Here is a 14,063-nt window from a genome sequence, read left to right on the forward strand (position 1 = left end):
GACTCTTTTCGCAGGTGAGCCCGATCTGGTGGTCGGTGAGGGTCCGCTGCGGTCGCTACGGACGGCTACCATCTGAAGACGGGCCGGAGGTGGCACACGCGCGGGAGCCGGCCTCCGGTACCGGAGTGCCTGGCGCCCATACCGGAGCTACCGGAGGATCAGGGAGATGGACGCACACGCGACTCCACCGGCGGCCGGTGCGGTCAATCCGTTCTCGCCGACAGCCGTCGCGCGGGTGAGCGAGGACGGCGCGGACCCGACAACCGTGGTCACGGCGGCCATCCATGACGCGGTCGCGTACCTGGAGGACTACCTCCGGACGGGTGATGGTGGGACGGTCACCGTGGTGGGCGACTACGGCACCGGCAAGACTCACCTCGCGGTGGAACTGCTGGCCCGTGCGCGTGCGTCCGGCGGGTCTGGTGGGGCGATCTATCTCGATGCGCCGGCCGACACGTTCGTGTCGCTGAGCCGTCAGTTCCTCGGCCGGTTGTCCCGCGAGACGGTACGCGACCTCGTGGCGCAGGAGCGGACGGGGCGCGGCGGCGATCCGGCGGCCGCCGCCCTTGCCGACCGGCTACGCGAGGAGCTGGCCGACGTCAGCACTGACCCGTCGTTCAGCACGGCGCTGACGATGTTGCTGGACCCGGCCACCGAGGTGGTGGCCTGGGACTGGTTGATGGGCTACCCGCCGGGGCCGGCTCTGACCGCCGCCGGCGTGACGGCGCGGACGGATGTGGAGGCCGCCGCGGTCGAGACGATGGCCGTACTCGCCCTGCTGCACGGGCGCCGGCGCGATCGTTTCGTCCTGGTTCTCGACGAGCTGGACAAGATCCTGGCGGGACGGCCCGGGAACGAGACGATGGGGCGGCTGGCGCGGCTGATCGAGGCCTTCGCGTCGGCAGGAGCGCTCCTGGTGCTCGCCGGGCTGCCTGACCTGCTGCACATGCTGACCCCGGACGTGCGGCAGCGGATCGGGCCGATCGTGCGGATGTCCGCGCTCACCGCGCAGGACGTCGAGGAGTTCGTCCGGCAGAGCCAGCTCCGGGCGTTCGGGCAGGCGCGGCTGGCGCCGTTCACGGCGGAGACGGTCGACTACCTGACCAACCTGGCCGATGGGGTGCCGCGGCGGGTGATCCGGCTGTGCCACCACCTCTATCAGGATGCGGCGCAGGCCGGCACGGCGGTCACCCACGTGATGGTGCGTGAGGCGGTACGGGTCCAGTTCGACCTGGCCAGCCGGCAGGACGTCGCCGCGGGCGTGCGGCGGGTGCTGACCCAGGACGGCTGGTCGTATCAACGGGATCATCTTCTCGGGTCGATGCGGGACCTGCCGGTCGACTTCTGGATACCGCTGGACGATCAGGATGCCGGCTGTGGCGTGCTGTTGTCGGAATCGGTGCTCAAGTCCGAGGAGGTCGACGAGCTCCACCGGCGGGCGGTGGCGATCCGGGCGACGGTCACCGACAGTGAGGTGATCCTGGTCGTCGTCGGGCATCTGCCCGCAGAGCTGGCGGCGGAGCTGGCCGCGACGTTCAGCGTGGAGCCGATCGTCTACGACCCGCAGACGTTCGCCGAGGATCTGTCCGGCAGCGTCAAGGCCTCGATGCGTCGCCTGGAACAGGTGGTCGGGGCGGATGCGCTGACGTCGGTGCGCCAGCGGGTCGAGCGGATCCATCGCCAGCAGAGCAACACCCAGCGGTCCATCGAGCGGTTGTCGTATCAGCTGGACGAGCTGCGGGGTGAGCTCGACCTCGGCGGGTCGGGGCTGGTTGCCGGCGCCGCGGCCGCTGGACCGGCGACCGTGGGGGCGCCGGCGCTGCCGGGCCGGGTGGCCCGGGTGTTCGTCGAGGCGGTGGGGGCGCTGGATCAGCTCACCGGCGTCGACCGGCAGCTTCGCGACGCTTTCGCTCCACCGCGACCTGCGATGCCCGCTGAGGCGGGGGCGCCGCTGCGGGCACGGTTGCGCTCGCGGGATGTGCAGCGGGCGTTGGGGACGTCGATGGTGTTGCGGCGGCTGATCGAGGCGTTCCGCGACGGCGTCGAACAGTGGTACGACAGTCATCGCCGTGATCCGCAGGCCACGGACCTGGAACGGTTGGACCGACTCTGCGAGACCTACGACGGGCTTGCCGAGTACCTGCCGTTGTTCCAGCTCGATGTACTCGGCGACCTGGGTGAGGGCGACGGTGCGGCCGAGTCCGCGGACCGGTCACCGAGCTGGTTGGCGGCGCGGGCGCTGTTCGACGGGTTGAGCGGGCGGGTCCGGCAGCTGATGCTGGAAGGCTGATCTACGGCGCGGCGGAGCCGCCAGCCGCTACCGTTCCGCGTCGAGCGAACCCGAAGGGTTCTCCCGCATCCGGGGAAGCGCGACCGGGTCGGCCGGCAGTGGCCTGTCGGAGTGTCCGGGTGGTCTGCGCCGGTCGAGCAGCGCGGTGGCGAGTGCGTGCACAGAGTTGATCACGACGATCGCGGTGGCGACGACCCCGACCGTGCCGGGAAAGTCGCGCTGGAGCACCAGGGCGAGGATCACCGCCGTCAGTCCGTTCTGCTGCCCCGAGGCGAGATAGCGCCGATCGACCGCCGGCAGGCCGCGGGACAGGGGTAGGGACACCAGCATGTGGGCGGCGACCGCGGCCAGGCCGAGGACCACTCCTTGGAGCACCCGGACGCCCTGCACGAGCAGCATGCCGAGCAGGAAGGTGGCGATGAGGTAGGCCGCCTGCGTGGACCGGCCGACGACGGGGCCCAGGCGTGGTCGGAAGAAGAGCCCGGCGATCGCGAGGCCGAGCATGAGGAACTGCCAGGCGGCGACCAGCACGAGCAGGATCAGCAGGGCGACGGCGGTCCAGCGCACAGCGGCGCGCCGACGAGGGGTGACGGGTGCGTCCGGGCGGAGGCCGGCGACTTGCAGGACGTGCCACAGCAGCCAGGCGGCGGCGGCGAAGGCGAGGTTGGCGGCAAGGCCGAGGAGAAGGTCGACGGGATCGTGGCCGAGCATGCCGGGTGCGGTTCCGGCGACGTCACCGCGCAGCTGCAGAGCGAACGCGGAGAAGTAGACGGTGAGCAGAACGGTCACCGGATCATCGAAGGACGCCCAGATCGACAGGATCGCGCGGGCGCGGGGCGAGATACGGTCCGGGCGGCTCATGGCGGCCACGGCCAGGGGGTCGATCTGCGCCACGGCCACGCCGAGGACCAGCACCGCCGGATCGTCGAAGGCCAGGAACATGACGGCGGCGATGAGCGCCGCTTTGACGATGACTCCGACCGTGACGGCGAGCAGCACGGTGGACAGGTGCGCGCGGACATCGGCGAAGCTGATGTCGCGGGTACTGCCCACCAGCCCGACCGCCAGCAGGGTCGCCGCGAGCAGCAGGTAGCTCGGTGAGTTCTCCAGCCCGTGGAGGTGGCCGCCCCAGGCCAGCAGCAGACCGGCCAGTCCGGCGGCGACCACGGCCGCTGATCGTGCCAGGGGTTACCACCGTCCTACAGGCGAGTGCGACGCGGATTGATACACGGGGAACCTAACGCAGGACGGACGGTCCGGGAATCGATGTCAGGCGGTGGGCTCGACAAGCTGGCGGCCCACGGTCCACAGCGCGTGATCGGCCTGGCTGACCGAGTCCTGGTCGAGGGTGACCCCGAACAGATAGTCGTCCGCGGAGAGTCGGGTGTAGTAGACCGCTCCCATCTCCACGTCGAGCACCAGGCGGGCGACGTCGCCGGTGACGGCCCGGCGCAGGTCCCGGCTGACCTGCAGCACCAGCAGGGAAAGGTCGGCGGCGAGGCGCCGGTAGCGGCTGCGGCGGTCGGCCACGGTGATGCCCCGGTTGAAGAATGGCGCCAGCTCCGGATGCGCCAGGATGTCGACTGCCGCCACCTGCTCGCCCGTCCGGTGGTGGCTGAGGTAGTGCAGCCCGGCCGGTCGCAGCGCCGCGGCGAAGATGCCGCCCGGACCCGTTGACCCGCTCAAGTGGGGCTGGACCGTGTCGTCGGCGGGCGTCCGCGGCTCCGGGGGCGTCTCGGCGGTCAGCCAGCCGCCAGGATTCTGTGAGCGTTGCCGCATCAGCCGACGCAGCTCGGTGGCGAGCCCGGAGGCGGCGCGGTCGATCACGCTGACCTGCGCGGGGTCGGCCGGTGCGCCGGCACTGGTGGTCCCCGGCACCGCACCGAAGCCCACCACGTGCTCGCTGCCGACGACGGAATTGCAGAAGACGAGGCCGTCACCGGTCTGGGCGACCAACCGGATCAACGCGCCGCTCTGCAGTTCCCACAGCCGCCGGTTGAGTTCGGTCGCCCGGTACACGATCTGCGCGCCGACGCGGCGGTGGATGTCGCGGCGCTGCCGCAGATCGGCGCCGTCGACCGCCGGCGGGGCCGACTCGTGGGCCAGCAGGTCCACGGCGAAGTCGAGCACGCCGGAGGTGTAGTGCGCGACGTGGTAGACGCCGCTGCCGCCGAGCAGCATGTCGCGGCACAGGTCCCGCTTCTTGCGGAACCCTGGGACGTCCTGCTCGGCAGACTCCTCGTGCAGAGCGTCGAGCAGCTGCGGCTCCGTCACCTCGTCCTCCTCAGCTCTCCGGCACGTCGATGTCGGTGTCGGTCAGGGCGGAGGGGGCGGCGTCGACGGCGCCGTCGCGCAATGCGCGGATCGCGGCGAGGTTGGCGGCGGCATCGACGCTGCGCGGGTGGTGGCGCCCGAGGTAGTGCACGCAGTTCAGGTGTGCTTCCTCCTGGATGCGCACGGCGTCGTCCAGGTCTCCCCGCACGGCCAGGTGGCCGGCCTGGGCGTTGACCGCCGCCAGGGTCCAGGGATGCACGTCACCGAGTCGGGTCCGCAGGGCGCGCAGGCCGCGTTCCCCCTCGCGGACGGCCTGGTCGTACTCGCCGACGCCCCGCAGGAACAGTCCGAGGTTCACCGAGCAGGCCGCGGTGAACGGGTGTCCGGCCTCGAGTTGGCGCTCGTAGCCGCGCAGGCAGCGCATGGCGTGTTCGACGGCGATTCCGGCGTCGCCGGCCCGGTAGTAGTCCACGGCCATGCTCAACAGGCTCGCCCGGGTGAGCGGGTGGTCCTCGCCGAGGTGGCTGCGGTAACCGCGGTAGGTCCCGGTGCTGCGGTTCTTGGCCGCGACGGTGAGGCCGAGGCGCCGCTCGGTGACGGCGAGGGTGCGGTTGACGCGCAACTCTTCGAGCGGGCTGGCGGTCGGCAGTTGGTGGATCCGTTCCAGCGCCTCGCGCAGGGTGGCCAGCGACAGGTCGTATGCGCCGACCTCCCGCTCGAGCGTGCCGACCACGCACGCCGCCCGCCAGGCACGCGGGTCCTCGGGCCCGAACAGGGACATTCGGCGGTCGAGTTCCTGGCGGGCCAACCGCAGCGCCTCCCGCGCGTCGCCGGTGAGCAGGAAGGACAACGCGAGGTTGTTGACCGCCATCCGGGTGTTGGGGTGGTCGTCGCCGACCACCTTCCGGAATCCGACGAACGTGGCCTGGTCCTCGACCAGGGCGTCGTCGAAGCGGCCGAGGCCACGCAGGTCCCCGCCGCGGCCCCGGCCGGCGATCAGCGTGCGGAAGTGCCGCAGGCCGTAGCGGCGGCGTTGCTCGCCCAGCACCTTCTCGTCCAGGCGCAGGGCCTCGGCGTACTGGCCGAGCGCCCGGTGCAGGTTCGCGGTCTGCACGAGCAGGCGCATGGTCAGCTGGTCGAGCTCACCGCTGGCGGTCCACCGCTCGCACGTCTGCCGGGCCAGCTGCAGAGCGGATTGCCATGCGTCGCTGTCGTTGGTCAGGTACAGGTAGCGCATCTGCTTGACCACCCAGTGGCGGACGAGGCGGTGGTCCGCCGCCAGCGCGCCGGAGGGTACGAGGTGTCGTTGCAGTTCGTCGAAGATGTCGGTGTAGCGGCGGTCGTCGGCTTCCGGGTCGGTGGGCGCGTATCCGGCGAGGCCGTGCAGGACCTGGCGGTGGCGCTCGTGCCGTTGTGGGGTGGGGATCGCCTCCCGGAGCAGGACCTGGATGGCGCGGTGCATCCGCAGCGCGGCACCGCGTCCCCAGTCGACGTCGTACAGGCCGAAGCGCGCGCCGACGGTCAGGACGAGGTCGATCTCTTGAGCGTTGAGGAGCAGCTCCTCGGCGTCGGTGTCTGCCGCGGCGGCCAGCTGGGTCAGCATCGACGCCGAGCGCAGCAGCGGCAGGCCGATGCCTTCGGGGGAGAGGAACGCGGCAAGTTCGGCCAGCCGGATGGCCAGCAACCCGAACTCGGCCCGTTCGAGTGTGGTCAGGGTGATGTCCAGGACCCGGGCGACGGTGGAGGTGTGTGACCCGGGGATCCGTTCGTCCTCGTCCTGGTCGCTGCGCTGGTGCAGCTGGTCGAGCAGCTCGGTGACGCTGCGGCTGACCGCTTCGAGGTTGGGTACGCCGTCGCGTTCGAAGGCGCGGGTGCGCTCGCGGATCCAGGCGGTGGCCAGCCGCAGGGCCAGCGGCAGATGCTCCAGTGCGGCCGCGATCGTTCGCGCGTCGTCGGTGCTGATGCCCAGTACCCGCCGCAGCATGGCGATGCTCTCGTCGCCGGTGAACGCGGCGACTTCCAGCGGCGAGGGCAGGTCGGCGGAGCCGTCGTCGCGTGAGGTGATCAGGACGTGCCCGGTGCCGTCTCGGGGTTGGAGCCGGTCCAGCACGTCGGCGTTGTCGGCGTTGTCGTAGATCAGCAGCCACCGGGAGATGCCGCCGCGGGTCGACAGGGCGGTCAGGGCGGCCTCTGCCGCGCCGGTGCCGTCCACGGCGTTGATCTCGTCGGCCAGCTCACCGAGGCTGGTCTGGACCGTTTCCCGGTCCTGGGCGGGGATCCACCAGACCACGTCGTAGTCGTAGGCGAAGCGGTGGGCGAATTCCCGGGCGAGCTCGCTCTTTCCGACTCCGGCGCCGCCGGTGAGCGTCACCGGGCTGCCGTCCGCGCTCAGCCGGTCGCGCAACCGTTCCAGGTATTCCCCCCGGCCGACGAAGGATGGGTTGCGGGGCGGCAGGTTGCTACGCAGCCGACGGTCCGGCTCGGCCGGGTAGCGCGGCGCGGTGCGCAGGTCGGTGGCGGGCTGGGCGGGGGCGAGCAGGCCGAGCCGGCTCAGCAGCAGCGACTGTGCCCGGGCAGAATCGGCGTCCCGTAGGTCGATGATCCTGCGTGGGTCGATCTTCTGGACCGTGTCGCGCCCGGGGACCAGGACGGCAAGGACCTCGGCATCGTCGGTGTCGGCCGACAGCGCGGCGCCGATCGCCCGCCCGACGTCCGGGGAGACGACGGCCAGCACGGTGGCGCCCACGGCCACGGTGGGTGGCGTCCCGGGCCGCAGAGCGCGGGGATGGACCTGGACGCTGGCGCGGCGCAGCTGTCCGCCGAGCCAGTCCACCCAGGGCCGGTCGGCCGGGTCGTACAGCACGACGATGTCGTCGGCGCTCCCCGCCCGCTCCAGCAGGACACCGCGGCGGTAGCGGCGGCGGATCCGGTCCGGGACGGCCGCCGCGCGCTCGACGCTGCCGTGGGTGATCCACGACGCCATCCGCTCGTAGGCAGCCAGCAGGCTGGTGTCGTCGTCGGGCGGGTCGGCCAGCACGGCCAGCACGTCGTCGTACGTGTCGTACGTCTGCTCGGGCACCTCGAGAATCTCCACGACCGACGGTCCGGGTTCCCGGGCGGACTCGTCGAGCAGGGCGGCGAAGGCGCGGCGGGCCGTGTCGCGGGCTTCGCCGTACCAGGGGTGGTTGACGTCGCGCAGCGTCGGCGCGGCGAGGATCCGGATGCCGCCGGTGGCGCGCCGCTGCAGCTCGGCCGCGAGTTCGGCGGCCTGGTGCATGGCCTGTCGCCGGGGTGGCATGCCGACCACCGCGACGTCGCTGAGCACCGCGGTGTGGGTGATGCCGGGCAGGGTGAGGTCCACCGGGGTGTCGATGAGGACGTAGTCGTATCCCGCGTGAAGCAGCAGTTGCCGTACCCGCACCGCGTCGCCCTCGGGCCGGGTCTCGGCGTCGGCGCCGACGCCGACCATCGCGAACCCGAAGCTCGACCCGGGCATCGCGTACCGATAGAGGGTGCCCTGGTGCGGCGCGGTCGGGGAGATCAGCGCGGGGGCACGGTGCGACTGCCCGTCCGGGTGAGGAGTGATCAGGGTGGCCAGTTCCGGGCCGAGCACGCTGGCGGCCGGGGCGGCGTCCACCTGAAAGGAGCGGAGGTAGTCGTAGACCCGCGGAGTCCTGGCGCACCAGTCGACCGCCAGGACCCGTTTGCCGTTGCCGGCGAGGATCCAGGCGATGTTGGCCACGGCGCTGCTGCGCCCGGTGCCGTTGGTGGGTGACACGAAGGACACGATGGTGCAGGTGCCCGACGTGTCGTCGCCGCCGGCGCGCACGGGCGCGCCGCTCGGTGGGCGGTGGTGCGGGACCCCCGCGACGGTGGCGGAGCCGCCGGCGGGGTCAGTCGTCGTCATCGAGGGCGCTTTCGAAGCCCGCATACTGGTCACCGGGGTCTGCGCTGCGGCGTTCCAGCCGGCGCAGCGCGGCCACGAGCACCCCGCTGGGCAGCGCGTCGAGCGCCGCCGGATCCACATCGGTGAGATCGATCAGATCGGAGCGCAACATCTCCTCCCCCGCGTCCATCCCCCGATCACCGCCTGTCTTCTTCTGTCGCCACGGGTGCTGCCGCCACGAAGTCGGATATCGACCGGTGGCCAGATCCGCTGCGTGCGTTCATGATAACGGCGCGCTGCATCAGCGGTGGCCTGCATCACCGGCACGCCGCGGTGCGCTGCGCCGTCGGGCGCGGGAGAACTGAACAGCCCAGCGAGCACCAGCCAAGCGTTGTACATCGATGTATGCTGGTTGTCCCCCCTCGGCGGCCGCACCGGCCGCTCACCTGACGGCGGAGCGGCTGATGCCCGGACCGGATCACGGCCACCAGCCGGCTCTTCGTGCGCCGAGCCCCGCGACGTCGACCGTCGCGTTCCGACAGTTCGTGCTCAAACTGCACAGCCGATGCGACCTGGCCTGCGACCACTGCTACGTCTACACGATGGCCGACCAACGCTGGCGTAGCCAACCACGGGCCATGTCCCAGCGAGTGCTCGACTGGACCGCGCACCGGATCGGCGAACACGCTCACACGCACCGACTCAACAGGGTCGACGTCGTCCTGCACGGCGGGGAACCCCTGCTGGCCGGGGCCACCCGCCTCGAGGCGGCCGTCGCGGCGATCCGACAGGCGGCCGCGCCGGTGCCGGTGCGGATGACCGTGCAGACCAACGCCGTGCGGCTGGACGAGGCGTTCCTGCGCCTGTTCGACCGGCTCGGCGTGCGGATAAGCGTCAGCCTCGACGGTGACCGCGCCGCGCACGACCGGCACCGGCGGGGCCCGGACGGCCGCGGCAGTCACACCCGGGTCGAGACGGCGCTGCGTCGGCTGACCACGGGGTTCCCGCACCTGTTCCACGGTCTGCTGTGCACGGTCGACCTGGGCAACGACCCGATCACCACCTACCGGAGCCTGCTGGCGCACCAGCCGCCGGCGCTCGACTTCCTCCTGCCGCACGGCACCTGGAGCAATCCCCCGCCGGGCCGCCCACCCGACTCCCGGCCGGGGCCGTACGCGCAGTGGCTGATGGCCGTCTTCGACGAGTGGTACCACACGCCCGGGCAGCGCACCCGGATCCGCTTCTTCGACGAAATCATCCAGGTGCTGCTCGGCGGTACGTCCCGCCTGGCCGGAGTGGGCACCAGCCCCGTCGCCGTGGTCGTGGTCCAGACCGACGGGACGATCGAGATGGACGACACCCTCGCCGCCACCTACCCCGCGTCGGCCCGCACCGGGTTGCACGTCGCCCGGCACTCCTTCGACGCCGCGCTCGGGCTGCCGACCGTACGGGCGCAGCAAGCCGGCGCGGCCGGGTTGTGCGCGGCGTGCCGCGCCTGCGACCGGCACCGGGTGTGCGGCGGTGGGCTGCGCACCCACCGGTACCGCGCCAGCACCGGGTTCGACAACCCGTCGGTCTACTGCGCCGACCTCTACCGACTGATCGGCCACATCCACCGCGCCGTGCAGCGCGACGTCGCCGCGTTGCGGGCGGGCACGCCATGACACCCGCCCACCACCTCCTGCCGCGACGGGTCCTCGACGAACTCGCCGCCGGCCGCGGCAGCGCGGACGCCATCTCCCGCCTGCGGTCCGCACAACACAGCAAGACCCTCCTGCTCGTACGGGCCCTGATGCTGCTGCTCCGCGAGGCCGGACACCCGGACCTGACAGCGGTCGAGGCCGCGTACGACGTCCTGGCGCGGACCCGACCGCAGGTACGCGCGGCGGCACTGGGCCACCCTCCGGTCGCCGCGTGGGCGTTCGGTACCGCGTCGCTCCTGCGGCGAGGCGGCCACCCCGCGACGTACCCGGGGCTTCTCGCGGCCGTGGCGGTGGTCGCGGCTGTCGGCTCCGGCATCGACGCCGACCTCGACGTGCCGCTCTCCCCCGGCGCGCCGGGCCGGCTGGACCTGCCCGGTCTCGGCACCGTGGTCGTCCCGGCGGACGCGACTCGGGCGCGGGTGCGGTGCGTCGGCGGCCGGGTGCAGGTGCGCTGCGCGGGCGAGCGGGTCGACATCGGCGACGTCCGGTCGGCCGGCCGGCGATGGCTGCCCGCCCCTCGGATGGAGCTCAGGCACCGCGGGCTGCCGCTGTCACTGCTGGTGGACACCCCCGGGTGGCAGCACGTCCCCGGCATCCGGGCCGACGGCCCCGGCACCGATCACCGGTGGCGACACCGGCTCGACGGGGCATGGCGAATCCTGGTCGACAGTCACCGGCCGGTCGCCGAGGAGGTATCCGTGGCCCTGCGCGTGCTGATGCCGATCGCCGCCCCGCGGACCGGCGCCCGCAGTGGCACCTTCCACCACGCCTTCGGATCGGTGGCAATGTCGATACCACCGGACTCCCGGTCCGGGGCGGCCACCCTGGCGCACGAGATCCAACACCTCAAGCTGGCCGCCTTGACGGACATGTTCACGCTGGTCGAGCCGGGGCCCGCGGAGTTGTTCTACGCACCGTGGCGCACCGATCCTCGCCCGCTGGAAGGCCTGCTGCACGGAACGTACGCCCACCTCGGGGTGGCCCGCTTCTGGCGCCAACAGGCTCAGGCGGCCGGCAGCCGGGCGCAACGACACCACGCCGAGGTCGAGGCCGCGCGGTGGACCGGCGCCGTCGGTGACAGCCTTCTGGTCCTGGGCGCGCAGCGACGGTTGACCCCGGTGGGTCGGCACCTGGTCGACGGCATGGCCCAGGTTCTGCGGCGATGGGCCCTTGAGCCGACGACCACCGACGCGGCGGCCGAAGCCGCTCGACTCCTGACCGCGCACCGAGCCCGCTGGGACCGACAGCAGGCACCAACCGGTTGACAGCCGCTTGCCTGATCTCCACTACGCTGACTCCATGGGGGAGGGTAACCATCAGGCAACACCTCGGGAATGCTTCGTCATCGCGCCGATCGGCCCCGACGGCTCCGAGACCCGCCGACGCAGCGACCAGATCCTCAACTTCGTCATCCGCCCGGTGGTGGCCGAACGCGGCTACGTCGCCGTCCGAGGCGACGAGATCGAACGCGCCGGGCTCATCACCTCACAGGTGCTGGACCGCATCATCCAGAACGACCTCGTCATCGCCGACCTCACCGACCAGAACGCCAACGTCTTCTACGAACTGGCCGTGCGGCACGCGCTGCGCAAACCGTTCGTGCAGTTGATGGCAAAAGACCAGCAACTCCCCTTCGACGTGCAGGGGATGCGGACGATCCTGGTCGACCACACCGACCTCGACAGCGTGCACGCCGCCAAAGAACAACTGGGCCGGGCGATCGACGCGATCGGCAGCGAGGCTGACATCGTCACCCCGATGTCAGTCGCCCTGACCCTGCAGGAGCTGCGCGGCTCGTCCAGCCCACGCGAGACCGGCCTGTCGCAGATCATCGAGACGCTGCCGCAGATGATGGACATCCTCCAGGACCTGCACCGCCACCTGGGCATGGGTGGTTCCGCCGCAGCGTCGGACGACGACGACCATCGACGGCTACGCACGCTGGTCGAGTCGCTCGCCGCGCGAGGGGGCGTGACCGAGGAGGAACTGGGCGGCCTGCTCGGCGGGGGAAGCAGCAAGTTCGAGCGGTGGGTGGAGCACCTCATCCAGCGGGTTGGCGGCAACAACCACCGCCGGGTCTGAGGCTCAGGCCCATTCCCCGGTGAAGAGCGGAGCGACGGGGCGCTCCCGGCGCCCGATCCGCAGGTCCCCGAAGATCGTGCTCCGCTCCGCCCGCTCAACCTCCGCATCCAGGTCGATCCGCAACTCCTCGGAGGCGTCGTGAGCCGCCCCGATGAGCACGAGCTCGGTGCCGGGATGGTCGAGGAAGTCGGGCGGGTCGAGCGGGGCGAACCGGCGGCCGTGGAACTGTCCCTGCAGCTTGGCGGGCAGTCTGACCTTTCGGGCCGCACCGAGGCCGACTCCGGGCGGCGAGGGCGCCTGGGGATTCTTCACCGTGACGATGTAGCTTGCCTCCGGCTCTATGGACAGACCCCGCTGCGCTTCGCCGGGACGCGTCGGAAGTTCGAGTTCGTACGCGAGATGGGTGTGGTCGTCGTGCCTGGCGAGCACGTACGCCCCCTCGGCCGCCGGTCGGGCCGGCGGCTGCTCCCGCTCGCCGCGCGTCCCCGTCCGGTACCGGCGCGCCTGCAGGGTCTTGTGCAACTGCTCGGGCCGGTCCACCACCTCGTCGACAAACGCCCAGAAGCGGTCATGCTCGCTGATGTCGGGCATACGCTTGCGCCCTACGACAAGGAGCCGGAGATGCCGCCCGTGCCAGGGGTGCATCACGACCAGCAGCCGCTGCACCTCGTCCAGGGAGTCGACGTGCTCCTCCTGAACGCGGGGTCGGTAGAGGAAGTAGATGTCGCCGTCCTCGAGCAGCTCGGCCATTCGCCCCGCCTACCCGAACTGATCGCCGATGAACGTCGTCCGTCCGCCACGGCGGACCAATCGCGCGACCCGTTCGAAGCCCCGCCCCCGAGTCGGTCTGCCCAATCGAGCCGGGCAGCCCCGTGCCCGACAGGGCACAGCGCGCTTGCGGCTCTACCGCTAGGATCGGCCCCACGTGCCCACAATGGACCCGGAGGTCGCGATGGCGAACACGACGTCAGGCGTACGCCCTGTGCCGGAGCAGCCGTCGTCACGGATCGACCCGTCCGTGCCGCACGCCGCCCGTCGCTACGACTACTGGCTCGGCGGCAAGGACAACTTCGCCGCCGACCGGAAGTCCGGCGACGCGATCGCCGCCGCCTATCCGGCGATCCGGACCACGGTGATCGAGAACCGTCGGTTCATGCACCGGGCCACCCGCTACCTCGCCGGCCCGGCCGGCATCCGGCAGTTCCTCGACATCGGCACCGGCATCCCGACCAGCCCGAACATGCACGAGGTCGCCCAGGGGATCGCCCCCGACGCGCGGGTCGCGTACGTCGACAACGACCCGATCGTGCTCGCGCACGCGCGCGCCCTGCTGACCAGCACACCGGAAGGCGCCACCGCCTACGTCGACGCGGACCTGCGGGAACCGGAGCGCATCCTCGCCCACCCCGACGTCCGGGCCACGATCGACTTCGGCCGGCCGGTCGGGCTGATGCTGGTGGCGATCCTGCACTTCCTCACCGACGCCGACGACCCGTACGCGATCACGCGGCGGCTGGTGGAGGCGCTGCCGTCGGGCAGCTACCTGGTGATCTCCCACGCGACCCTCGACATGGTGCCCCAGGACCTCGCGGTGACCGCGGCGCCAGCAACCAAGGCCAGCCAGATCGACATGGCGTTCCGGAACCGGGACGAGTTCGGCGCGTTCTTCGACGGCCTGGAGTTCGTCGAGCCGAGCATCAGCCCGGTGACGGAGTGGCAGCCGGACGACGCCCCGGAGCAGCGGCCACCGGTGGCGCAGGCGGCCATGTACGCGGCGATCGCCCGCAAGCCCTGACCCGACCCGCCCGGACGCCGGCACCACGGCGCT

Annotated in this window: 10 protein-coding genes; 5 read left to right on the plus strand and 5 right to left on the minus strand. The window is 71.8% G+C overall.

From position 1 onward, the window contains the following. The first annotated feature begins 166 nt into the window (after positions 1-166). Positions 167-2,290 carry an AAA family ATPase gene (locus tag ACFYOS_RS10505; protein ID WP_387138178.1) on the plus strand — a complete coding sequence of 708 codons (2,124 nt, stop codon included), beginning with the start codon at positions 167-169 and terminating at the stop codon, positions 2,288-2,290. A gap of 27 nt (positions 2,291-2,317) precedes the next feature. Here the strand turns inward: ACFYOS_RS10505 and ACFYOS_RS10510 are convergent, their stop codons facing one another. From ACFYOS_RS10510 to fxsA, 4 genes are all read right to left on the minus strand, one after another. After that, positions 2,318-3,457 (minus strand): hypothetical protein, encoded by a 1,140-nt coding sequence (locus ACFYOS_RS10510; RefSeq protein WP_387138181.1) that lies wholly within the window; start codon positions 3,455-3,457, stop codon positions 2,318-2,320. 102 nt (positions 3,458-3,559) lie between these two features. Then, complete coding sequence (locus ACFYOS_RS10515; RefSeq protein WP_387138184.1) at positions 3,560-4,564, minus strand: hypothetical protein; 1,005 nt, start codon at positions 4,562-4,564, stop codon at positions 3,560-3,562. A 10-nt stretch (positions 4,565-4,574) separates the two neighbouring features. Then, the gene (fxsT, locus tag ACFYOS_RS10520; protein WP_387138187.1) at positions 4,575-8,471 is read right to left on the minus strand and encodes an FxSxx-COOH system tetratricopeptide repeat protein; all 3,897 of its coding nucleotides are present in this window, start codon (positions 8,469-8,471) and stop codon (positions 4,575-4,577) included. After that, positions 8,458-8,640: an FxSxx-COOH cyclophane-containing RiPP peptide gene (fxsA, locus tag ACFYOS_RS10525; RefSeq protein ID WP_387138189.1), complete on the minus strand. Its 183-nt coding sequence runs from the start codon at positions 8,638-8,640 to the stop codon at positions 8,458-8,460. The genes fxsT and fxsA overlap by 14 nt, the downstream gene beginning before the upstream one ends. Before the next feature lie 274 nt (positions 8,641-8,914). Between fxsA and ACFYOS_RS10530 the strand changes: the two genes are divergently transcribed. From ACFYOS_RS10530 to ACFYOS_RS10540, 3 genes are read left to right on the plus strand one after another with little or no spacing between them, the layout of a single operon-like run. Next, entirely contained in the window at positions 8,915-10,114 is a 1,200-nt protein-coding gene (locus ACFYOS_RS10530) for an FxsB family cyclophane-forming radical SAM/SPASM peptide maturase (protein ID WP_387138191.1), read from the plus strand. Continuing rightward, positions 10,111-11,418, plus strand: a complete 1,308-nt coding sequence (locus ACFYOS_RS10535) for an HEXXH motif domain-containing protein (protein ID WP_387138194.1) — start codon at positions 10,111-10,113, stop codon at positions 11,416-11,418. The genes ACFYOS_RS10530 and ACFYOS_RS10535 overlap by 4 nt, the downstream gene beginning before the upstream one ends. A 34-nt stretch (positions 11,419-11,452) precedes the next feature. Continuing rightward, a complete protein-coding gene (locus ACFYOS_RS10540; RefSeq protein ID WP_387138196.1) occupies positions 11,453-12,235 on the plus strand; it encodes a hypothetical protein in 783 nt (260 codons plus the stop codon). Between the two features lie 3 nt (positions 12,236-12,238). On the opposite strand, the gene ACFYOS_RS10545 is transcribed toward ACFYOS_RS10540, so the two are convergent. After that, positions 12,239-12,985, minus strand: a complete 747-nt coding sequence (locus tag ACFYOS_RS10545) for a hypothetical protein (RefSeq protein WP_387138199.1) — start codon at positions 12,983-12,985, stop codon at positions 12,239-12,241. Positions 12,986-13,187: 202 nt separating this feature from the next. Between ACFYOS_RS10545 and ACFYOS_RS10550 the strand changes: the two genes are divergently transcribed. Continuing rightward, a complete protein-coding gene (locus tag ACFYOS_RS10550; RefSeq protein WP_387138570.1) occupies positions 13,188-14,030 on the plus strand; it encodes an SAM-dependent methyltransferase in 843 nt (280 codons plus the stop codon). The last annotated feature ends 33 nt before the right edge of the window (positions 14,031-14,063 follow it).

The organism is Micromonospora sp. NPDC005806, from assembly GCF_042871425.1.
Taxonomy (GTDB): Bacteria; Actinomycetota; Actinomycetes; order Mycobacteriales; family Micromonosporaceae; genus Micromonospora.